The organism is Pararobbsia silviterrae, assembly GCF_003628125.1.
Classification (GTDB): Bacteria; Pseudomonadota; Gammaproteobacteria; order Burkholderiales; family Burkholderiaceae; genus Pararobbsia; species Pararobbsia silviterrae.
Genome location: NZ_RBZU01000018.1, coordinates 20,685 through 40,270, shown reverse-complemented (window position 1 = coordinate 40,270; position 19,586 = coordinate 20,685). Strand labels below are relative to the sequence as shown.

20 protein-coding genes and 1 tRNA gene are annotated in these 19,586 nt (G+C 63.7%); 15 read left to right on the top strand and 6 right to left on the bottom strand.

Annotation, left to right across the window (positions count from 1 at the left end):
• Positions 1–23: 23 nt before the first annotated feature.
• Positions 24–485, bottom strand: coding sequence for a DUF2069 domain-containing protein (locus tag D7S86_RS26625; RefSeq protein ID WP_121091108.1), 462 nt, complete (start codon positions 483–485; stop codon positions 24–26).
• The gene (wrbA, locus tag D7S86_RS26620; protein ID WP_121091106.1) at positions 482–1,087 is read right to left on the bottom strand and encodes an NAD(P)H:quinone oxidoreductase; all 606 of its coding nucleotides are present in this window, start codon (positions 1,085–1,087) and stop codon (positions 482–484) included. The genes D7S86_RS26625 and wrbA overlap by 4 nt, the downstream gene beginning before the upstream one ends.
• A gap of 69 nt (positions 1,088–1,156) precedes the next feature.
• Between wrbA and D7S86_RS26615 the strand changes: the two genes are divergently transcribed.
• On the top strand, positions 1,157–2,431 hold the full coding sequence (locus tag D7S86_RS26615) for a YihY family inner membrane protein (RefSeq protein ID WP_121091104.1): 1,275 nt from the start codon (positions 1,157–1,159) through the stop codon (positions 2,429–2,431).
• A gap of 151 nt (positions 2,432–2,582) precedes the next feature.
• Here D7S86_RS26615 and D7S86_RS26610 read toward each other — a convergent pair whose 3' ends face one another.
• Positions 2,583–2,903 carry an Mpo1-like protein gene (locus tag D7S86_RS26610; protein ID WP_121091102.1) on the bottom strand — a complete coding sequence of 107 codons (321 nt, stop codon included), beginning with the start codon at positions 2,901–2,903 and terminating at the stop codon, positions 2,583–2,585.
• Between the two features lie 463 nt (positions 2,904–3,366).
• Between D7S86_RS26610 and D7S86_RS26605 the strand changes: the two genes are divergently transcribed.
• Both D7S86_RS26605 and aroC read left to right on the top strand, forming a co-directional pair.
• The gene (locus D7S86_RS26605; protein ID WP_121091101.1) at positions 3,367–3,840 is read left to right on the top strand and encodes a CBS domain-containing protein; all 474 of its coding nucleotides are present in this window, start codon (positions 3,367–3,369) and stop codon (positions 3,838–3,840) included.
• A gap of 397 nt (positions 3,841–4,237) precedes the next feature.
• Positions 4,238–5,365: a chorismate synthase gene (gene aroC, locus D7S86_RS26595; RefSeq protein ID WP_121091097.1), complete on the top strand. Its 1,128-nt coding sequence runs from the start codon at positions 4,238–4,240 to the stop codon at positions 5,363–5,365.
• Positions 5,366–5,439: 74 nt separating this feature from the next.
• On the opposite strand, the gene D7S86_RS26590 is transcribed toward aroC, so the two are convergent.
• Complete coding sequence (locus D7S86_RS26590; protein WP_121091095.1) at positions 5,440–7,113, bottom strand: electron transfer flavoprotein-ubiquinone oxidoreductase; 1,674 nt, start codon at positions 7,111–7,113, stop codon at positions 5,440–5,442.
• A 226-nt stretch (positions 7,114–7,339) separates the two neighbouring features.
• On the opposite strand from D7S86_RS26590, the gene D7S86_RS26585 reads away from it, so the two are divergent.
• Positions 7,340–8,122 (top strand): SDR family oxidoreductase, encoded by a 783-nt coding sequence (locus D7S86_RS26585; protein WP_121091093.1) that lies wholly within the window; start codon positions 7,340–7,342, stop codon positions 8,120–8,122.
• Positions 8,123–8,276: 154 nt separating this feature from the next.
• On the opposite strand, the gene D7S86_RS26580 is transcribed toward D7S86_RS26585, so the two are convergent.
• The gene (locus tag D7S86_RS26580) at positions 8,277–8,822 is read right to left on the bottom strand and encodes a PAS and helix-turn-helix domain-containing protein (RefSeq protein WP_121091091.1); all 546 of its coding nucleotides are present in this window, start codon (positions 8,820–8,822) and stop codon (positions 8,277–8,279) included.
• Between the two features lie 252 nt (positions 8,823–9,074).
• Between D7S86_RS26580 and D7S86_RS26575 the strand changes: the two genes are divergently transcribed.
• The 5 genes from D7S86_RS26575 (at position 9,075) to D7S86_RS26555 (ending at position 14,168) form a co-directional block, all read left to right on the top strand.
• On the top strand, positions 9,075–9,782 hold the full coding sequence (locus D7S86_RS26575; protein WP_121091089.1) for a CoA transferase subunit A: 708 nt from the start codon (positions 9,075–9,077) through the stop codon (positions 9,780–9,782).
• 1 nt (position 9,783) lies between these two features.
• On the top strand, positions 9,784–10,428 hold the full coding sequence (locus tag D7S86_RS30365) for a CoA transferase subunit B (RefSeq protein ID WP_121091088.1): 645 nt from the start codon (positions 9,784–9,786) through the stop codon (positions 10,426–10,428).
• Positions 10,425–11,309: an alpha/beta fold hydrolase gene (locus D7S86_RS26565; RefSeq protein ID WP_121091086.1), complete on the top strand. Its 885-nt coding sequence runs from the start codon at positions 10,425–10,427 to the stop codon at positions 11,307–11,309. Before D7S86_RS30365 ends, D7S86_RS26565 begins: the two co-directional genes overlap by 4 nt.
• Positions 11,310–11,483: 174 nt before the next feature.
• Entirely contained in the window at positions 11,484–11,837 is a 354-nt protein-coding gene (locus D7S86_RS26560) for a RidA family protein (RefSeq protein WP_121091084.1), read from the top strand.
• A gap of 123 nt (positions 11,838–11,960) precedes the next feature.
• Positions 11,961–14,168 (top strand): RelA/SpoT family protein, encoded by a 2,208-nt coding sequence (locus D7S86_RS26555; RefSeq protein WP_121091083.1) that lies wholly within the window; start codon positions 11,961–11,963, stop codon positions 14,166–14,168.
• A gap of 27 nt (positions 14,169–14,195) precedes the next feature.
• On the opposite strand, the gene D7S86_RS29315 is transcribed toward D7S86_RS26555, so the two are convergent.
• Positions 14,196–14,438 (bottom strand): hypothetical protein, encoded by a 243-nt coding sequence (locus D7S86_RS29315; protein ID WP_147432486.1) that lies wholly within the window; start codon positions 14,436–14,438, stop codon positions 14,196–14,198.
• A 26-nt stretch (positions 14,439–14,464) separates the two neighbouring features.
• Between D7S86_RS29315 and D7S86_RS26550 the strand changes: the two genes are divergently transcribed.
• The 6 genes from D7S86_RS26550 to pheS all read left to right on the top strand — a co-directional run bounded on the left by D7S86_RS26550 (position 14,465) and on the right by pheS (position 19,497).
• Positions 14,465–14,541: transfer RNA gene (locus D7S86_RS26550), tRNA-Val, on the top strand.
• Positions 14,542–14,934: 393 nt separating this feature from the next.
• Complete coding sequence (gene thrS / locus D7S86_RS26545) at positions 14,935–16,842, top strand: threonine--tRNA ligase (protein WP_121091080.1); 1,908 nt, start codon at positions 14,935–14,937, stop codon at positions 16,840–16,842.
• Positions 16,843–16,893: 51 nt separating this feature from the next.
• Positions 16,894–17,421, top strand: a complete 528-nt coding sequence (gene infC / locus D7S86_RS26540; RefSeq protein WP_121091079.1) for a translation initiation factor IF-3 — start codon at positions 16,894–16,896, stop codon at positions 17,419–17,421.
• A gap of 274 nt (positions 17,422–17,695) precedes the next feature.
• Complete coding sequence (rpmI, locus tag D7S86_RS26535; RefSeq protein WP_121091077.1) at positions 17,696–17,893, top strand: 50S ribosomal protein L35; 198 nt, start codon at positions 17,696–17,698, stop codon at positions 17,891–17,893.
• 27 nt (positions 17,894–17,920) lie between these two features.
• On the top strand, positions 17,921–18,286 hold the full coding sequence (rplT, locus tag D7S86_RS26530; RefSeq protein WP_121091075.1) for a 50S ribosomal protein L20: 366 nt from the start codon (positions 17,921–17,923) through the stop codon (positions 18,284–18,286).
• Between the two features lie 188 nt (positions 18,287–18,474).
• Positions 18,475–19,497, top strand: coding sequence for a phenylalanine--tRNA ligase subunit alpha (pheS, locus tag D7S86_RS26525; protein ID WP_121091073.1), 1,023 nt, complete (start codon positions 18,475–18,477; stop codon positions 19,495–19,497).
• Positions 19,498–19,586 lie beyond the last annotated feature (89 nt).

Below are 19,586 nucleotides of genomic sequence, written 5' to 3'. Positions count from 1 at the left end.
GTCATGGGTGCGGTGACGAGTCGTCACGGGTGGTCATGCGTGCGGACGTTCGCACTGTCCTCGGCAAGGTCTTTCGCGCGTTGCTTCGCGGCGCGCTTGAACGGCACGAGATACAGGACCGTGCAGACGAAGTAGAGGGTCGACAATGCCGTTTCGCTCCAGGCGAGCGGGGCGATCGGCGCGGGGTCGGTCATGCCGCGCACGACGCCCTCGGTGAAGTACGCGAGGATCAGCATGGTCGACCATTGAAGCGTGTAGACGTTGCGCTTGAGCACGCCGTGCAGCGGCAGCAGCAGCGGCACGATCTTGAGCACGAGCAGCGAGCCGCCCGGGCGCAACGGCGCGAGCCACGCTTCCCACGCGAAGCAGAGCACGATCAGCGCGACGAGGGCCATGCGCGCGGTCCGGTAGGTCTGCGTGTTCGCGCCGATCGCGGGCGACGGCATCGATGCGGGGGATGTGGGTGCGTTCTTGCGCGGGGTCATCGTGCGGCCTTCAAGGCGATCGCGGTGCGCGCGAGCCGCGCGCCGAGCGCGATCGCGAGGGTCTTTTCGTCGTCGGCGAGCGGCGCGTCGGCGTGTCCGCCCGCGCGCGCGAAGTGGGTCGCGCCATAGGGCGAGCCGCCCGATTGCGTCGTCGTCAGCAGCGGTTCGGTATAGGGAATGCCGACCATCAGCATGCCGTGATGCAGCAGCGGCAACATCATCGAGAGCAGGGTCGATTCCTGTCCGCCATGCAGGCTGCCCGTCGACGTGAACACGCAGGCGGGCTTGCCGTTCAGCGTCCCCGCGAGCCAGTCGGTCGAGGTGCCGTCGAGGAAGTACTTGAGCGCGGCGGCCATATTGCCGAAGCGCGTCGGCGAGCCGAGCGCGAGCCCTTCGCATTCGGACAGATCGCGCAGTTCCACGTAGGGCGGGCCGTCGGCCGGGATCTCGGGGTGCGTCGCTTCGCAGACGGTGGATACTGCCGGGACCGTGCGAATCCGCGATTGGGCGCCGGGAACGCTGTCGATGCCGCGTGCAATCGCGAGGGCCAGCTCGCGCGTCGCGCCGTAGCGGCTGTAATACAGAACGAGGATGTCGATCATGAGGGATTGGGCAGTGGGACAGGTATTATAGGGGCCACTTAGCAGCCCGCTGTGCGCCGCATCCCTCCTATGAATTCGACATCGCTCCGACGGCTTGCCGTCTTCATCGCACGACGCAGCCGGGAGGCGCGCATTCAACAGGTCGCCGGCAGCCTGACGTTCACGACGGTGCTCGCGCTCGTGCCGCTCGCGACCGTCGCGTTCGCGCTGTTCACCGCGTTTCCGCTGTTCGCGCAGTTCCAGAGTTCGCTGCAGAGCTTTCTCGCCGACCACCTGATGCCGCCGCAGGTCAACAGCCAGATCTTCCGGTATCTCGATCAGTTCGCCTCGAAGGCCAAGAGCCTGACGACCGTCGGCCTCTGTCTGCTTTGCGTGACGGGCGTCATGACGATGATGACGATCGAGGCCGCGTTCAATCTGATCTGGCGCGTGCCGAAGTCGCGGCCGCTCGCGCAACGCATTCTCGTGTACTGGTCGATCATCACGCTCGGCCCCGTGCTGTTCGGCGTGAGTCTGTCGGTGTCGTCGTATCTGGTCAGCCGCTCGATGCAGTTTTCGGGCAGCCATGGCGTATCCGACGCGTTCGACTGGGCGCTGACGGGCGCGGCCATGCCGTTGACGGCGGTCGCGTTCACGATCACCTATGTCTATATGCCGAACTGCAAGGTGCTCTGGCGCGACGCGGCGGTCGGCGGCATCGTCGCGGCGATCGCGTTCGAAACGGCCAAGCGCGTGTTCGGTCTCTATATCCGGCATATGCCGAACTACACGATCGTCTATGGCGCATTCGCGGCGATTCCGATCTTCCTGCTCTGGGTCTATCTAAGCTGGTTCATCGCGCTGGCCGGCGCGATGATCGCGTCGGCGCTGCCGGCGATCCGCACGGGGCAGTACCATCGCCTGCACTTTCCGGGCAGCGATCTGCTCGATGCGCTGAACCTGCTCGCCTTGCTGAATCAAGCGCGTGAGCAGGGCCATCCGGGCTATCGCGTGCTTGAACTCGCGCGCGCGGCGCGGCGCGGTCTCGAAACGACGACGCGGCTGCTCGACGTACTTGAGGCGCATGGCTGGATCGCGCGGCTCGATCCGCAAATGCACGATGAACGATGGGTGCTGATCGCGAATCCGCACGCGATCGAATTGCGCGCGGTGTTCCAGGCCGTCGTGCTGGACCGCGCGGAACTCGAATATCAAGCCTCGCTCGCGAACTCGCCGTTCGATGCCGAGGCGCTGCTGGCGGCCATCGATGCGCGCCGCCTCGAAGTGACGCTGGCCGAGGTGCTCGGCGCCCGCAAGGGCGTGACGGGCGAGGCCGCCGAACATCCCGTGCTCGGCACCGCGTAAGGCCGGATAGAACGGGAGTCGCGTCGCGCTGGAGCAGGAACCGCACCGCGATAGAACGGAAACCGCATCGCGAGATCCCCGGGTCGCGCGACGCGAGCGGCACTGACTCGAACGCCGCCGCGCGGTCGCCGCCCGCGCTCCGACCGAGGGGCTAGAGCGAGATCCGGCCGGTGCAGATGTCCTTGAACATGACCCAGTCGCCGATCAGGCTGTAGAGCGGATGCCGGAAAGTCGCGGGCCGGTTGTGTTCGAAGAAGAAATGCCCGACCCAGGCGAATGCATACCCGCAGACGATCGCGGCGATGAGCCAGCGCCATTCGCTTGCGGCGAACGCGAGGCCGATGAAACCGAGTACGCCGAGCGAGCCGACGAAGTGAAGCCGGCGGCATGCGGCATTGCGGTGCTCGCTCAGGTAGTACGGGTAAAACTCTTTGAAATTCGCGAAATGTTCGCTATGCACGGTCGGTTGCATGGTGCGCTCCTGCCGAAGTCCGGCGCATCGTTCCGGTTGTTGTTCGAATTGTCCGATCCGTCCTCGCGTCTTCTCGCAAGCCTGCGTGCAAGAGGCGTCGTGACGAGGGTCTCCCTAGCGCATTGTGTGCCCGGGGTCCGAGCCTGACAAGCCGGGTTGAAGAAACCTTCGAGCGCGGGCGAGCAGGGTTCGGCCAGTGCGGATCGATCGCGGCGAGGCCGCGTGCGGTGCGCGGTCCGATCGGCTGCGCCGGTTCGGAATATTGCGGCGCAGCATTCGATTTCGCATGGGCTGTGCGCGTCCCGAGAACGTGCCGCGGGCGCGTGAAGGCCGTGGGCAGGGCGTTTCGCGCGGTCGCGTTTCTTTCTTTTTAGACCCCTTTCCGCTAGGATCGAACACATATTCAAGACCTTCCGGCCCGAGCCGACAGGCTTCGGGATCGGCGAAACATGCGGAGACGACGATGAAAGTCAGCGACATTCTCAAACTGAAGGGCAACACGCTCTTTTCCGTGACGCCCGACACGCCGCTGGCCGAAGCGGCCGCGACGATGGCGAATCACGACATCGGCTCGCTCGTCGTCATGGAATTCGGCGAACTCGTCGGCATGCTGACGTTTCGCGAAATCATCCTGACGTTGCGTGAGAACGGCGGCGCGCTCGGCACGACGCTGATCCGCAAGGTCATGGACGACCATCCCTTGATCTGCACGCCCGAAACCGACGTCAATGAAGTCCGCCGGATGATGCTCGAACGTCATGCGCGCTATTTGCCCGTGCTTGAAAAGAACGTGCTGATGGGCGTGATTTCGTTCTACGACGTGGCCAAGGCGGTCGTCGAGGAGCAGGGCTTCGAAAACCGGATGCTCAAGGCGTATATCCGCGACTGGCCCGAAGAAGACGCGGCGCAACCGGCGCCGAACGCCGCCGCCGGTTGAATCGGCACGGTGGCGCCTGCTGAGTCGTGGCGCTCGATGGACGAACGCCGTGTGTCGGCGGGCGCGCGCACCCATGTCATCGGGTATCTGAGGCGCAGTGTCCAAGGCGTTGGGGTTGACGCTCGGCGGGGGCCACGCTCAAGGTTCGATGCTCGGCGGTCAAGAATTGGGGCCCACGCTCAGCGTCCGATGCTCGGCGTCCAAGGCTCAGGGCCGCGCTCAGGGTCTGACGCTCGGCGTCCAAGGCTCAAGGCCCATGCTCATAGGCCAAGGCGCAGAGGCCAAGCTCGGGGACCGCACCGCGGTCGATAACGGCCACGCGCGGCGCCCGACGGCGTGCGCGCCTGGCCGTTTATAATTCGTCTTTCGCATCCCATTTTTCGACAAGGCTTCCCGCATGTCCGGCAATACCCTCGGTACGCTCTTCGCAGTCACGACGTTCGGCGAATCCCACGGACCCGCAATCGGCTGTGTGATCGACGGCTGCCCTCCGGGGATGCCGCTTGCCGAAGCCGATATCCAGCACGAGCTCGATCGTCGTCGGCCCGGTACGTCGCGTCATGTGACGCAGCGTCAGGAGCCCGATCAGGTCGAGATCCTGTCGGGCGTGTTCGAAGGCGTCACGACCGGCACGCCGATCGCGCTGCTGATCCGGAACACGGATCAACGCAGCAAGGACTACGGCAATATCGCGCAGACGTTTCGTCCCGGACATGCCGATTACACGTATTGGCACAAATACGGCGTGCGCGATTTTCGCGGCGGCGGCCGGTCGTCGGCCCGTCTGACGGCGCCTGTCGTGGCGGCGGGAGCGGTCGCGAAGAAGTGGCTCGCGCAGAAGTTCGGCGTGCGGATCCAGGGCTATATGGCCGCGCTCGGCGAGATCGATATTCCGTTCGTCGATGCCGCGCATGTCGCGGAGAACCCGTTCTTCGCGCCGAATCGCGAGATCGTGCCGAAGCTCGAAGACTATATGGATGCGCTGCGCAAGGACGGCGATTCGATCGGCGCGCGGATCAACGTCGTCGCGAGCGGCGTGCCCGTCGGGCTCGGCGAGCCGCTGTTCGACCGGCTCGACGCCGATATCGCGCACGCGATGATGGGCCTCAACGCGGTCAAGGGCGTCGAGATCGGCGCGGGGTTCGGCAGCATCGCGCAGCGCGGCTCCATCCATGGCGATGAACTCACGCCGAACGGTTTCGTCGGCAATCACGCGGGCGGCGTGCTCGGCGGCATTTCGACGGGGCAGGACATCACGGTGTCGATCGCGATCAAGCCGACGTCGAGCATCCGTACGCCGCGTCGTTCGATCGACAAGGCAGGCGAGGCCGCGACGGTCGAGACCTTCGGCCGTCACGATCCGTGCGTGGGCATCCGCGCGACGCCGATCGCCGAATCGCTGCTCGCGCTCGTGCTGATCGATCATGCGCTGCGCCACCGCGCGCAAAACGGCGACGTGCATGTCGGCACGCCCGTGATCTCCGCGTCGGCCGAGGCCGATGCGCAGGTGTCCGAGCACAAGTAAAAAAGCCCGCGACCGCTCGCGTCGCTCGAATCGATGCACGGCGCCACGCCGCGATCGATTCGAAACGGCGCTCCTTACATATTCGGGTAGTTCGGTCCGCCGCCGCCTTCGGGCGTGACCCAGACGATGTTCTGCGTCGGGTCCTTGATGTCGCAGGTCTTGCAGTGCACGCAGTTCTGCGCGTTGATCTGCAAGCGCGGCTGGCCCTCTTCCTGTCCGACGAACTCATAGACGCCGGCCGGGCAGTACCGCTGCTCGGGGCCCGCATACGTCGCGAGGTTCAGATTGACGGGCACGCCCGCATCCTTGAGCGTCAGGTGCACGGGCTGATTTTCCTCGTGGTTCGTGTTCGAGATGAACACCGAACTGAGCCGGTCGAACGTGAGCTTGTTGTCGGGCTTCGGATAGACGATCGGCTTAAATTGCGACGCAGGCTTCAGGCATTCGTGGTCCGCGTGCTGGTGATGGAGCGTCCAAGGCACATTGCCGCCGAGCAGCTTCTGTTCGATGCCGTTCATCAGTGTGCCGAGCCAGAGGCCCTTGCTCGCCCACTGCTTGAAATTGCGCGCGCGATGGAGTTCGTCGTGCAGCCACGAGGTCTTGAACGCGGCCGGGTAGGCCGACAGTTCGTCGTGCTGGCGATTCGCCTGCACGGCGTCGAACGCGGCTTCGGCCGCGAGCATGCCGGTCTTGATCGCCGCATGGCTGCCCTTGATGCGCGAGACGTTCAGGAAGCCCGCATCGTCGCCGACGATCGCGCCGCCCGGGAACACGAGTTTCGGCAGCGACACGAGGCCGCCGGCCGTGATCGCGCGCGCGCCGTACGACACGCGCTTGCCGCCTTCGAGAAAGGTCCGGATCGCCGGGTGCGTCTTGTAGCGCTGGAATTCCTCGAACGGCGACAGATAGGGGTTCTGATAAGCGAGGCCGACGACGAAGCCGACCATGACCTGGTTGTTGTCGAGGTGGTACAGGAACGAGCCGCCGTATGTATCGTTTTCGAGCGGCCAGCCGGCCGTATGGACCACGAGCCCCGGCTTGTGCTTGGCCGGATCGATTTCCCAGAGTTCCTTGATGCCGATCCCGTAGACCTGCGGGTCCGCGTCTTTCGCGAGCTTGAAACGCTCGCCGAGCTGCCGGCCGAGATGGCCGCGCGCGCCTTCGCAGAACAGCGTGTATTTCGCGTGGAGCTCCATGCCGAGCTGGAAGTGGTCGGTCGGCTCGCCGTCGCGGCCCAGGCCCATATTGCCCGTGACGACGCCCTTGACCGAGCCGTCGTCGTTGTAGAGCACTTCGGCCGCGGGAAAGCCCGGGAAGATCTCCACGCCGAGCGCCTCGGCCTGCTGGCCGAGCCACCGCACGACGTTCGCGAGGCTGATCACATAGTTGCCGTGGTTCTGCAGGCTGGCCGGCAGGGCCCAGCTCGGCAGCTTGCGCGCACTGTCCTGCGTGAGGAACAGGAAGCGGTCTTCGGTCACTTCGACGTCGAGCGGCGCGCCTTGCGCCTTCCAGTCGGGAATCAGCTCCGAGATCGCGCGCGGGTCCATGACCGCGCCCGACAGAATGTGGGCGCCGATCTCCGAGCCCTTTTCGAGCACGACGACGCTGATCTCCTTGCCCTTTTCAGCCGCGAGCTGCTTGAGGCGGATCGCGGCTGAAAGACCGGCGGGGCCCCCCCCGACAATCACGACGTCATACTCCATCGATTCGCGCGGTCCGTACTGCTCTACGAGGCTGGTGGGGGTCATGGGCTCCTCTGCCGTTTAGAATAATCGTCTCGGCCGGTATTGTCCGGGAAAGCGATGGGGTATCGCAACCGATCATACCGTCTTTAGCACGATCGTTCTATTTTTTCGGGAATCATGATCCGTCGCGCGTTGCGTGCTGCGCAACGATCGATCGTGCGCAAGGCGTCGCGCGGCGCCGGCGGTTCTCGGGCAAGATGCGCGCAACACAAAACATCACGGAGGATGCATGGGTCGCTCGATCAATCTCGAAGGCAAGGTGGCGCTCGTGACGGGCGCGTCGAGCGGGCTCGGCAAGCGCTTTGCGCATGTGCTGTCCGACGCGGGCGCGAAGGTCGTGCTCGCGAGCCGCCGCACGGAGCGTCTGAAGGAGTTGCGTGCCGAGATCGAGGCCAAGGGCGGCGCCGCGCATATGGTCGCGCTCGACGTGACCGACTACGCGAGCATTCGCGCCGCGGTCGCGCATGCGGAGACGGAGGCCGGCACGATCGACATTCTCGTGAACAACTCGGGCGTATCGACGACGCAGAAGCTGCTCGACGTGACGCCCGACGATTATCAATACGTCTTCGATACGAATACGCGCGGCGCCTTCTTCGTCGCGCAGGAAGTGGCCAAGCGCATGGTCATGCGCGGCAACGGCAACGCCGATGCCAAACCCGGCTATCGGATCATCAACGTCGCCTCGGTCGCTGGCTTGCGCGTGTTGTCGCAGATCGGCATCTACTCGATGAGCAAGGCGGCGGTCGTCCATATGACGAAGTCGATGGCGCTCGAATGGGGGCGCTACGGGATCAACGTCAACGCGATTTGTCCCGGCTATATCGACACCGAGATCAATCATCATCATTGGGGCACCGAGCAGGGCAAGCGGCTCGTGTCGATGCTGCCGCGCCAGCGCGTCGGTCAGCCCGAAGATCTCGACGGTCTGCTGTTGCTGCTGGCCTCGGACGATTCGCAGTTCATCAACGGCGCGATCATCGCGGCCGACGACGGTCTCGGCGCGTCGTAATCGTCGAGCGTCGCGGTTCTTTACGGTTGTCGGATGGCCCGTATGGCATGCGGCGACTCGCGGCATCTTACCGAGCGACGCGACCCGCGCGATCGGCGCGCGTAGCGGTGCCGCCCGTGCCGCCGATATCGTCGGCACGATCCGCCCGACGATATCAATGTCCCATCAGGCGCTGGAGCAGTTCGGTCGCGTTTCCGGTGCCATATTTCTTCATGAGCCGCGCGCGGTAGACGTCGACCGTGCGCGGACTGATCGACAGCGTGCGGCCGATTTGCTTGCTCGTCTGGCCCGTGAGCAGTTGCGCCGCGATCTCGCGTTCGCGCGGCGTGAGCTGCACCGCGACGCGGCGCGTACGGCTCAAATCCTCGAACGTCCAGACGCCGCTCGCGTGCGGATGGGCGCGATCGAGCGCGCGTCCCGTCACATGGCACCAGAACAGCTCGCCGTTCGCGCGCCGCATGATGCGCTCGTCCGAGTAGACCTCGCTTTCCTTCATGACGGTCGCGATCCGCTGGCCGATGCGTTCGAATTCGTCGGGCGACGGATACATGATCTTGAACGATTCGCCGATCAGGCTCTCGCGTCGCATGCCGAACATCGACATCACGCGTTCATTGCAATCGACGATGATACGGTCGCGCGAAAGCACGAGCCCGATCGGCGCGAGCTGGAAAGCGGTTTGGTAGTCTAGGTCCGGCATGGATTCGAACGCGCGCGAAGCCGGCGGGCGCCGTCGCTGCGCATCAGGCGACGGACGGCGCGCACTCAGACGCCCCGAGGCACGCCCAGGCATGCCGAGGGCGGCGCGCCGGCTGGTATGTATTTTTGCGTATTGTGCCGTACTCTGCGAGCGGCGTAATCTGACGCCCGGTGGAATCCGGGCCGACGCAGCGTCACGTCACGTCATGCCGCGTCGGCCCGGCCCCGTTCAAAAGCACAACCAGGGACAGACATGAACAAGGTATATCCGAGCGCCGCCAAGGCGCTGGAGGGAGTCGTCGAGGACGGGCAGGTGTTCGCCGTTGGCGGCTTCGGCCTGTGTGGCATTCCGGAGGCGCTGATCGCCGCGTTGCGCGACAGCGGCGTCAAGGGCATCACATGCATCTCGAACAACGCGGGCGTCGACGGCTTCGGCCTCGGCTTGCTGCTCGAGACGCGTCAGATCAAGAAGATGATCTCGTCGTACGTCGGCGAGAACAAGGAATTCGAGCGCCAGTATCTCGCCGGCGAACTCGAACTCGAATTCACGCCGCAGGGCACGCTCGCCGAAAAGCTGCGCGCGGGCGGTTCGGGCATTCCCGCGTTTTTCACGCGTACGGGCTACGGCACGATCGTCGCCGACGGCAAGGAAACGCGCGAATTCGACGGCGAGCATTTCGTCATGGAACGCTCGCTGACCGCGGACGTGGCCCTCGTGAAGGCCTGGAAGGCCGACAAGGCCGGCAATCTGATCTTCCGGCGCACGGCGCGCAACTTCAACCCGCTGTGCGCGATGGCCGGCAAGGTCACCGTGGCCGAGGTCGAAGAGATCGTCGAGACGGGTGCGCTCGATCCCGACGAAATCCATACGCCGGGCATTTTCGTGCAGCGGCTCGTGCTCAATGCCCAACCCGAAAAGCGGATCGAGCAGCGTATCGTTCGCGCAAGAGAAGGAGTCTGAGATGGCCTGGGATCGTAATCAGATGGCGGCGCGCGCGGCGCGTGAACTGCAGGACGGTTTTTACGTGAATCTCGGCATCGGCTTGCCGACGCTCGTCGCGAACCACGTGCCCGCGGGCATGGAAGTCTGGCTCCAGTCCGAAAACGGATTGCTCGGCATCGGGCCGTCGCCGTACGACGACGAAGTCGATGCGGACCTCATCAACGCGGGCAAGCAGACCGTCACGACGCTGCCCGGCTCGTCGATCTTCTCGTCGGCCGATTCGTTCGCGATGATTCGCGGCGGCCATATCAATCTTGCGATTCTCGGCGCGATGCAGGTCAGCGCGAAGGGCGATCTCGCGAACTGGATGATTCCGGGCAAGATGATCAAGGGCATGGGCGGCGCGATGGACCTCGTCGCGGGCGTCAAGCGCGTCGTCGTGCTCATGGAGCATGTCGCGAAGGGCGATCAGCACAAGATCCTCGCCGAATGCAATCTACCGCTCACGGGCGTCGGCGTCGTCGATGTGATCATCACGGACCTCGGCGTCATCGAAGTGACCGACGACGGCCTCAAGCTCGTCGAACTCGCGCCGGGCGTGAGCGTCGACGAGATCGTCGCGAAGACGGGCGCGCCGCTCGACGTGAGTGCGCTCGTTTCATGAGCGCCGCCGGCGAGACGCTTCAGCCGCGTGAACGCAGCGTTCAGTGTGCGAGCCCGGCGGGCTTGCACCGGACCGCTTATACGGAATGGGGCGATCCCGGCAATCCGAACGTGCTGCTGTGCGTGCATGGCCTGACGCGCAGCGGGCGCGACTTCGACGTCCTCGCGCAGGCGCTCTCGCGCGACTATCGCGTCGTGTGTCCCGACATCGTCGGGCGAGGCCGCTCGGGGCGTCTGGCCGATTCGCGGTACTACGCGGTGCCGCAATACGTGTCCGATATGGTCACGCTGATCGCGCGGCTCAACGTCGAGCGCGTCGACTGGTTCGGTACGTCGATGGGCGGTCTGATCGGCATGACGCTCGCGGGCCTGCCCGATACGCCGATCGCGCGCATGCTGATCAACGACGTCGGTCCGAGGCTCGGCGTCGAGGCGATCCAGCGCATCGGCGACTATCTGGGCCGGCCGGTGCGCTTCGACACCGAGCAGCAGGCCATCGACTACCTGTGGCAGATCTCGCAGTCGTTCGGGCCGCATACGCCCGAGCAGTGGCGCGCGCTGTCGTTGCCGTTGCTGCGCGAGCAGGACGGCGGCTGGACGCTGCGCTACGATCCACGCATCGCCGATCCGTTCAAGGCCATCACGCCCGAGCAGGCCGAGTTCGGCGAAGCGATGCTCTGGCGTTCGATCGAGACGTTCGACGGCCCCTTGCTCGTCGTGCGCGGCGCCCAGTCGGACCTGCTTTCGAGCGATACCGCGAACGAAATCGTCGCGCGGGCGCGTCATGCATCGGTCGTCGAAATCCCGGGTGTCGGCCACGCGCCGACGTTCGTCGACCCCGCGCAAATCGAGATCGCGCGCGCATTCTTTATCGGCCGCTAGCGCGCCGAGTCATAATATCGCCCTTGCCGGCCGATCCGCCCATGCGGTTCGGCCGGTCGGTCTTGTCCGCGCGACAGGCCACAATATCGATCCACGGGACCGGAGACGGCCTCTTGGGTCGCGGCGAACGACGTTGGCACAACGTCTCTTTTCTACGTTTTCACGGAATTCAACATGGCAATTCAGCGCTTCCACGTCGGTCCGCGTCTTTCCGAGATCGCGATTCACAATGGCACCGTCTACCTCGCGGGACAGATCGCCGAAAGCACCGATCTCGACATCGTGGGCCAAACCAAGGAAGTCCTCGCATCGGTCGACGCGTTGCTCGCGGAAGCCAACAGCGACAAGACGCTGATCGTTTCGACGCAGATCTACCTGGCCGACATGCAGGACTTCGCGGGCATGAACAGCGTCTGGGAATCGTGGGTCGTGCAGGGCGCGACGCCGCCGCGCGCGACGGTCGAGGCCAAGCTCGCGAATCCGAAGTGCAAGGTCGAGTTCGTGATCGTCGCGGCGCAGAAGGACTAAGCCGCTCAAGGGTGGCAAGCGTGCGCGCGGGATGCGCACGCGTCACGCGTTGCGAGTAACGGAGAGGTGAACTTGCTAGAGGATGCGCTGGCCTTCCTCCACGAGCATGCAGTCGGACTGACCATGCATTCGGGTGAGCCGGTCGCGGATCACGCGATCGGCACCGCGCGGATCGTCGATACGCTGAACGTCGACCCGCCGACGCATGTCGCCGCGCTGCTGTTTCCGTTCGGCGAGTTGCTCGATAACGCGGACACCGTGCTCGCGGCCCGCTTCGGCGACGAGGTCGCGGGTCTCGTGGCCGATGTGCGCAAGCTGCTGCGTTTGCGCGTCGGCGGCCGAGTCGGCCGTCATGCGGGCAAGGACGGTGCGCGCGAGAGCTTGAAGGATGTGCCGGCCGACGGCATGCGCGACGGCGCGAAGGATGCGCGCGCGGCTGCGCAGCGCCGCGAGCAGGTCGAGGCGCTGCGCAAGATGCTGCTCGCGTTTGCGCAGGACATCCGCGTCGTGCTGATCCGGCTCGCCTCGCGGTTGCAGACCCTGCGCTATCACGCCGCGACGAAGACCGAGCCGGCGCCCGATATCGCGCAGGAAACGCTCGATATCTATGCGCCGCTCGCGAACCGGCTCGGCATCTGGCAGCTCAAGTGGGAACTCGAGGATCTCGCGTTCCGCTTTCTCGAGCCGGTCACGTACAAGGAAATCGCGAAGCTGCTCGACTCGAAGCGCATCGTGCGCGAGGCGTTCGTCGAGAACGCGATCGAGCGGTTGTCGAACGAGCTTGCAAGCGCGGGCATCAAGGCCGATGTGTCGGGGCGGCCCAAACATATCTACAGCATCTGGAAGAAGATGCGGGGCAAGGACCTCGCGTTTTCCGAACTCTATGACGTGCGCGCGTTCCGCGTGATCGTCGACAGCGTCAAGGATTGCTATGCGGTGCTCGGTCTCGTGCATCACATCTGGCAACCCGTGCCGAAGGAGTTCGACGACTACATTTCGCGGCCCAAGCCGAACGGGTACAAGTCGCTGCATACGGTCGTGATCGCCGAGGACGGCCAGGCGTTCGAGGTCCAGATCCGCACGCATGAGATGCATCGCTTCGCCGAATACGGCGTGGCCGCGCATTGGCGTTACAAGGAAGCCGGCACGAAGGGCTATGGCGGAACGGTCACCGCGGCCGACAAGTACGACGAGCGCATCGCGTGGCTGCGGCAACTGCTTGCATGGAAGGACGACGTGACGGACGGCGCCGCGGGCGCCGATGTCGGCGACGCGCCCGTGGGCGGCGCGTGGGACCGGCTCAAGCATGCGACGCTCGACGACCATATCTATGTGCTCACGCCCGAGGCGCGCGTCGTCGCGTTGCCGCACGGCGCGACGCCGCTCGACTTCGCCTATCACCTGCACACTGAACTCGGCCATCGCTGCCGGGGCGCGCGCGTGAACGGCGCGATGGTGCCGCTGAACACGCCGCTGGAAAACGGGCAGACGGTCGAGATCGTCGCGATCAAGCAGGGCGGTCCGTCGCGCGACTGGCTCAATCCGCAGCTCGGCTATCTGCAAAGCGCGCGGGCGCGCCAGAAGGTCCGGGTCTGGTTCAATGCGATCGATACCGGCGAGCACATCGCGGCCGGCCGCGCGCTGGTCGAAAAGACGTTGCAGCGCGAGGGCAAGACCGCGGTCAATCTCGAGGAGCTCGCGACCAAGCTCGGTTTCAAAACGCCCGACGATCTGTTCAACGTCGTCGGCAAGGAAGAGTTCAGCCTGCGCGCGGTCGAGCAGGCCGTGCGCGACCATGGCGTCGCGCCGGCGCCGGAGGCCGAGCCCGAGATCACGACGAAACGCAGCAGCCAGTCGAGCGTCGCGCAAGGCGCGTCGAGCGGTGTGCTCGTGGTCGGCGTCGGCGCGTTGATGACGCAGCTCGCGCGCTGCTGCCGGCCCGCGCCACCCGACCCGATCATCGGCTTCGTGACGCGCGGCAAGGGCGTGTCGATTCATCGCGTCGAATGCGCGAGCTTCGCGCGGCTCGCGCAACGCTCGCCCGAGCGTGTGCTGCACACGGCATGGTCCGACGATGTCATGCGCGGCAAGGGCCATTCGGTCTATCCGGTCGATCTTGTGATCGAGGCGACCGATCGGCAGGGCTTGCTCCGCGATATTTCGGAAGTGTTCGCGCGCGAGAAGACGAACGTCATCGGCGTGAAGACGAGTTCGCAACGCAACGCGGCGTTCATGCAATTCACGGTCGAAGTGTCGAGCGCCGCGCAACTGCAGCGTGCGACCACCTTGCTCGGCGAGATTCCGGGCGTGATGCGCGCATCGCGCAAGTAGGTGCGCGATGCGTGGGCCGTGCGGGCTTTATCGTGCAGGCGCGCCGCGACAAAAAATAATTCGCATGAAGGCTTGTCGCGGCGGATCGATTGCCATTAGAATCCGTGCCTCGACAAAACAACCGAACAACAGCGCAGCGTTGATATCGGCGGTGTCGAGCGATGCAGTGCAGGGAATCGTAGTTTGCAGGGCGCGCGGTGCAGGATTCGTGCGAGGAACGCCGAAGCAGGAAATCAAAAATTTTCGAGCCAGGGCTTCCCAAGCAAACAAAAGCTCCTTATAATCGCTGCTTCTTCAGGCTCGTAGCTCAGTTGGTTAGAGCACCACCTTGACATGGTGGGGGTCGTTGGTTCGAATCCAATCGAGCCTACCAACGACATCGGTGTGAAGTATTCGTGTGTAAGCGTGAATACGGCAGACCGGCAGTGCAGATGTGGGTTGAACGTTGTGGGAAGTGGAAAACGTCCTGCGGCAGCATTCCAGCGCAGCACTCGAACATATAGCGTCAGACGCGAAAAAGGCAAAAACGGTTATGACACCGCGAACGTTCACCGGTACAACTCGGGAGCGACGCTAGTCGAGGACCTGTTACGCTGATCGCATCTGTGGCGCGAGCGGTAAGACAAGAAATGCGGCCTCGACTCTCGAGGCCGCATTTTTTTTATCTCGCGGTTTTGATGTTCGGCAGTGCGGCGGCTGCCAGTTTCACAGATGGTTCTTATCGTTTGGATTTTGATCATCGCCGCGATGCGGCACGGAGAAATGAATGATTTCGGTGCGTTTGCCTGACGGTTCGGTGCGGCCTTTCGATCACCCGGTGACGGTGGCCGAAGTGGCTGCGTCGATTGGCGCCGGCCTCGCGAAAGCGGCGCTGGCCGGCAAGATCGATGGCCAGCTCGTCGATACGTCGACGACGATCGATCACGACGTCGCGCTGTCGATCGTGACCGACAAGGACGCCGACGGGCTCGAAATCATCCGCCACTCGACGGCGCACTTGCTCGCTTATGCGGTCAAGGATCTGTTCCCCGAAGCGCAAGTCACGATCGGGCCGGTCATCGAAAACGGCTTCTACTACGACATCGCCTACAGTCGTCCGTTTACGCCCGAAGATCTCGAGAAGATCGAGAAGCGGATGCAGGAGATCGCGAAGAAGGACGAGCCCGTGACGCGCAAGGTCGTCTCGCGCGACGAAGCCGTCGCGTACTTCAAGGGGATCGGCGAGAAGTACAAGGCCGAGATCATCGAATCGATTCCCGCGACCGACGAGATCAAGCTCTACTCGCACGGCACGTTCACGGACTTGTGCCGCGGCCCGCACGTGCCGAGCACGGGCAAGCTCAAGGTGTTCAAGCTCATGAAGGTCGCGGGTGCGTACTGGCGCGGCGATGCGAAGAATGAGCAACTGCAGCGGATCTACGGCACGGCGTGGGCGCGCAAGGAAGATCAGGAAGCCTATCTGACGATGCTCGAAGAAGCCGAGAAGCGCGATCATCGCAAGCTCGGCAAGCAGCTCGACTTGTTCCATCTTCAGGACGAGGCGCCGGGCCTCGTGTTCTGGCACGCGAAGGGCTGGACGCTCTGGCAGCAGATCGAGCAATACCTGCGCCGCCGTCTCGATGCGGCCGGTTATCAGGAGATCCGTACGCCGATGATCATGGATCGTTCGCTGTGGGAGCGCTCGGGGCATTGGCAGCACTACCGCGAAGGCATGTTCACGACGGAGTCGGAAAAGCGCGATTACGCGCTCAAGCCGATGAATTGCCCTGGCCATATCCAGGTGTTCAATCACGGTCTGCGTTCGTATCGGGATCTGCCGCTGCGGTTCGCCGAATTCGGCTCGTGCCATCGCAACGAGGCGTCGGGTGCGCTGCATGGTCTGATGCGCGTGCGCGGCTTCGTGCAGGACGACGCGCATATCTTCTGCACGGAAGACCAGATCGTCGCGGAATCGATCGCGTTCCATACGCTTGCGATGAGCGTCTATCAGGACTTCGGGTTCAAGCACATCGACATCAAGCTCTCGTTGCGTCCCGAGTCGTACGCCGGTTCGCCCGAGACGTGGGATCGCGCCGAAGAGGGGCTGCGCAATGCCTTGCGCGCATCGGGCGTCGAGTGGGAAGAATTACCGGGCGAGGGTGCGTTCTACGGTCCGAAGATCGAATACCACATCAAGGATGCGCTCGGCCGATCGTGGCAGTGCGGTACGCTGCAGCTCGATTTCGTGCTGCCCGAACGGCTTGACGCCGAGTACGTCGCCGAGGACAACAGCCGGCGCCGTCCCGTGATGCTCCACCGCGCGATCGTCGGATCGATGGAGCGTTTCATCGGGATTTTGATCGAAAATTTCGCCGGCGCCATGCCCGCGTGGCTTGCGCCGACGCAGGCCGTTGTCTGCAATATCGCGGAAAGCCAGTCGGAGTATGCGGAAGAGATTGCGCAAACTTTGAAAAAACAAGGGCTTAGGGTGGTGAGCGATTTGCGAAATGAAAAGATTAGCTATAAAATACGCGAGCACACGCTGGATAAAGTCCCGTATCTGCTGGTTGTCGGCGACAAGGAGCGTGAGGCCCATACGGTAGCCGTGCGTGCCCGTGGCGGTGTCGATCTTGGCACGATGCCTGTCGACGCCTTCGTTGAACGTCTGCGCGATGATCTGCGCTTGTTCAAATAGAGCCATCGGTCAGCGCGGCTAAAATTTTTAGATTTTTAGAGGAAACGTAACATCGCTACTGCTGATAAGTCTTCTCATCGCATCAATGGCGAAATCACGGCGCTGGAAGTGCGTCTGGTCGGAGTCGACGGTGAGCCGCTGGGTATCGTGAAGCTGGCCGAGGCGTTCCGCCTGTCTGAGCAAGCCGATGTCGATCTCGTCGAAATTGCGCCGCAGGCGGTGCCGCCGGTGTGCCGGCTCATGGATTACGGCAAGTTCAAGTATTCCGAGTCGAAGAAGGCACACGAAGCCAAGCTCAAACAGAAGGTGATCCAGGTTAAGGAAGTCAAATTCCGGCCGGGTACCGACGACGGCGACTACAACGTCAAGCTGCGCAATCTCGTGCGCTTCCTTGACGAAGGTGACAAGACGAAAATCACGTTGCGTTTCCGCGGCCGCGAAATGGCCCACCAGGAAATCGGCATGCGCGTGCTCGAACGTCTGCGCACCGACCTCGACGAGTACGGTCAGGTCGAGCAGATGCCGAAGATGGAAGGGCGCCAGATGGTCATGGTGCTTGCGCCGAAGAAAAAGAAGTAAGCATCGAGGCGACGCGAGTCGTCTCGATGTCGCGTGAATTCGTGGTGACGGGAGTGATCGTTGCCCGAACGCGGTGCGGAGCATGCGTCGTCGTTGCGACGAACGCGGATGCCGGATCGCATGGCGGTTAGGGGCCGCTGCATCGCGTGTCGATGCGGCATGGGCCTTCGAACCCGTCATCACAGCGGGTAACCGCTGCAAATAAGTGAACGTGGGTCCTACAAGGGCGGCGTCGGCCGCACACCCATGCTCATGTTAGAAATCTGGAGTTGTCATGCCGAAGATGAAGACCAAGAAAAGCGCTGCGAAGCGCTTTGTGGTGCGTCCGGGCGGTACCGTCAAGCGCGGTCAGGCCTTCAAGCGCCACATCCTGACGAAGAAGACCACGAAGAACAAGCGCCACCTGCGCGGCAGCACGGGTGTTCACGCGTCGGATACGAATTCCGTGCGCGCGATGATGCCGTTCGCTTAATCTCACAACCACTCTAAGGAGAGAAACATGCCTCGAGTCAAACGTGGGGTTACCGCGCGCGCCCGTCATAAGAAAGTTATCGACCAAGCCAAGGGTTTCCGCGGCCGTCGCAATAACGTCTACCGCATCGCCAAGCAGGCGGTCATGCGCGCCGGGCAATATGCCTATCGCGATCGCCGCAACAAGAAGCGTGTGTTCCGTGCACTGTGGATTGCCCGTATCAACGCGGGTACCCGTGAACATGGCCTGACGTACAGCGTGTTCATCAATGGTCTGAAGAAGGCCAATATCGAACTGGACCGCAAGGTTCTCGCTGACATGGCTGTGACCGACAAGCCTGCTTTCGCGGCGATCGTGAAGCAAGTGAAGTCGGTGGTGTCCGCTTCTGCTTAAGGCTAAACGACCGGGTCACCGGTCGTCTTGAGCCAGCTCGCTGTCAGGGCTGAGGGCATCGTGGTCATGTGGGTCGATGACGGCGATGTCCGCGACGCCAGCGATGGTGTCGCGCAAAACGGGGCTCTTTGACGAGCCCCTTTTTTGTTGAATCCCAGTTTGTTTAGTGGAAGATCGACGTGACGACGATGGAATCCCTCGACCTGCAAGAGATCGTCGCCGATGCGCAACGCGCATTCGCCGGCGCTGACGACAACGCGACACTCGAAAACGAAAAGGCGCGTTTTCTCGGCAAGACCGGCAAGGTGACCGAGCTCATGAAGGGCCTCGGCAAGCTCGACCCCGAATCGCGTAAATCCGAAGGCGCCCGGATCAACGGCGCCAAGCAACAAATCGAAGAGGCGCTGACGGCGCGCCGCCAGGCGCTCGCCGATGCGCTGCTCAATCGCCGCCTCACTGCGGAAGCGATCGACGTGACGCTTCCGGGTCGTGGCGCGGGTACCGGCACGCTGCATCCGATGATGACGACGTGGGAACGCGTCGAACAGATCTTCCGGTCGATCGGCTTCGATGTCGCCGACGGTCCCGAGATCGAGACCGACTGGTACAACTTCACCGCACTCAATAGCCCCGAGAATCATCCGGCGCGCTCGATGCAGGACACGTTCTATATCGACGCGAAGGACGAGCAAGGCCGTCCGCTGCTCTTGCGCACGCATACGAGTCCGATGCAGGTCCGGTATGCGCGCATGAACAAGCCGCCGATCAAGGTCATCGCGCCGGGCCGCACGTATCGCGTCGATAGCGACGCGACGCATTCGCCGATGTTCAGCCAGGTCGAAGGCCTCTGGATCGGCGAGAACGTGAGCTTCGCCGATCTCAAGGGCGTCTATACCGACTTTCTGCGCAAGTTCTTCGAGCGCGACGACATCAGCATCCGTTTCCGGCCCTCGTATTTTCCGTTCACCGAACCGTCGGCCGAAATCGACATGCGTTTCGAAGGCGGCAAGAACGCGGGGCGTTGGCTCGAGATCTCGGGCTCGGGGCAGGTGCATCCGAACGTGATCCGCAATATGGGCCTCGATCCCGAGCGCTATATCGGCTTCGCGTTCGGCAGCGGTCTCGAGCGGCTCGCGATGCTGCGCTACGGCGTCGACGATCTGCGTCTGTTCTTTGAAGGCGATCTGCGCTTCCTGCGCCAGTTTGCGTAGGGCCCCGCTCGCGAATGCCGCCGGCGCGCGTGTCGTGCGCCGGTCATGGCGAGCCGAAGGCGGTCGATCGCAATGCGACCGACGACCCC

Excerpts from the sequence above, each read along its gene's own strand:
- D7S86_RS26625 (WP_121091108.1), bottom strand. The coding sequence starts at position 485 with ATGACCCCGCGCAAGAACGCACCCACATCCCCCGCATCGATGCCGTCG.
- wrbA (WP_121091106.1), bottom strand. The coding sequence starts at position 1,087 with ATGATCGACATCCTCGTTCTGTATTACAGCCGCTACGGCGCGACGCGC.
- D7S86_RS26615 (WP_121091104.1), top strand. The coding sequence starts at position 1,157 with ATGAATTCGACATCGCTCCGACGGCTTGCCGTCTTCATCGCACGACGC.
- D7S86_RS26610 (WP_121091102.1), bottom strand. The coding sequence starts at position 2,903 with ATGCAACCGACCGTGCATAGCGAACATTTCGCGAATTTCAAAGAGTTT.
- D7S86_RS26605 (WP_121091101.1), top strand. The coding sequence starts at position 3,367 with ATGAAAGTCAGCGACATTCTCAAACTGAAGGGCAACACGCTCTTTTCC.
- aroC (WP_121091097.1), top strand. The coding sequence starts at position 4,238 with ATGTCCGGCAATACCCTCGGTACGCTCTTCGCAGTCACGACGTTCGGC.
- D7S86_RS26590 (WP_121091095.1), bottom strand. The coding sequence starts at position 7,113 with ATGACCCCCACCAGCCTCGTAGAGCAGTACGGACCGCGCGAATCGATG.
- D7S86_RS26585 (WP_121091093.1), top strand. The coding sequence starts at position 7,340 with ATGGGTCGCTCGATCAATCTCGAAGGCAAGGTGGCGCTCGTGACGGGC.
- D7S86_RS26580 (WP_121091091.1), bottom strand. The coding sequence starts at position 8,822 with ATGCCGGACCTAGACTACCAAACCGCTTTCCAGCTCGCGCCGATCGGG.
- D7S86_RS26575 (WP_121091089.1), top strand. The coding sequence starts at position 9,075 with ATGAACAAGGTATATCCGAGCGCCGCCAAGGCGCTGGAGGGAGTCGTC.
- D7S86_RS30365 (WP_121091088.1), top strand. The coding sequence starts at position 9,784 with ATGGCCTGGGATCGTAATCAGATGGCGGCGCGCGCGGCGCGTGAACTG.
- D7S86_RS26565 (WP_121091086.1), top strand. The coding sequence starts at position 10,425 with ATGAGCGCCGCCGGCGAGACGCTTCAGCCGCGTGAACGCAGCGTTCAG.
- D7S86_RS26560 (WP_121091084.1), top strand. The coding sequence starts at position 11,484 with ATGGCAATTCAGCGCTTCCACGTCGGTCCGCGTCTTTCCGAGATCGCG.
- D7S86_RS26555 (WP_121091083.1), top strand. The coding sequence starts at position 11,961 with ATGCATTCGGGTGAGCCGGTCGCGGATCACGCGATCGGCACCGCGCGG.
- thrS (WP_121091080.1), top strand. The coding sequence starts at position 14,935 with ATGATTTCGGTGCGTTTGCCTGACGGTTCGGTGCGGCCTTTCGATCAC.
- rpmI (WP_121091077.1), top strand. The coding sequence starts at position 17,696 with ATGCCGAAGATGAAGACCAAGAAAAGCGCTGCGAAGCGCTTTGTGGTG.
- rplT (WP_121091075.1), top strand. The coding sequence starts at position 17,921 with ATGCCTCGAGTCAAACGTGGGGTTACCGCGCGCGCCCGTCATAAGAAA.
- pheS (WP_121091073.1), top strand. The coding sequence starts at position 18,475 with ATGGAATCCCTCGACCTGCAAGAGATCGTCGCCGATGCGCAACGCGCA.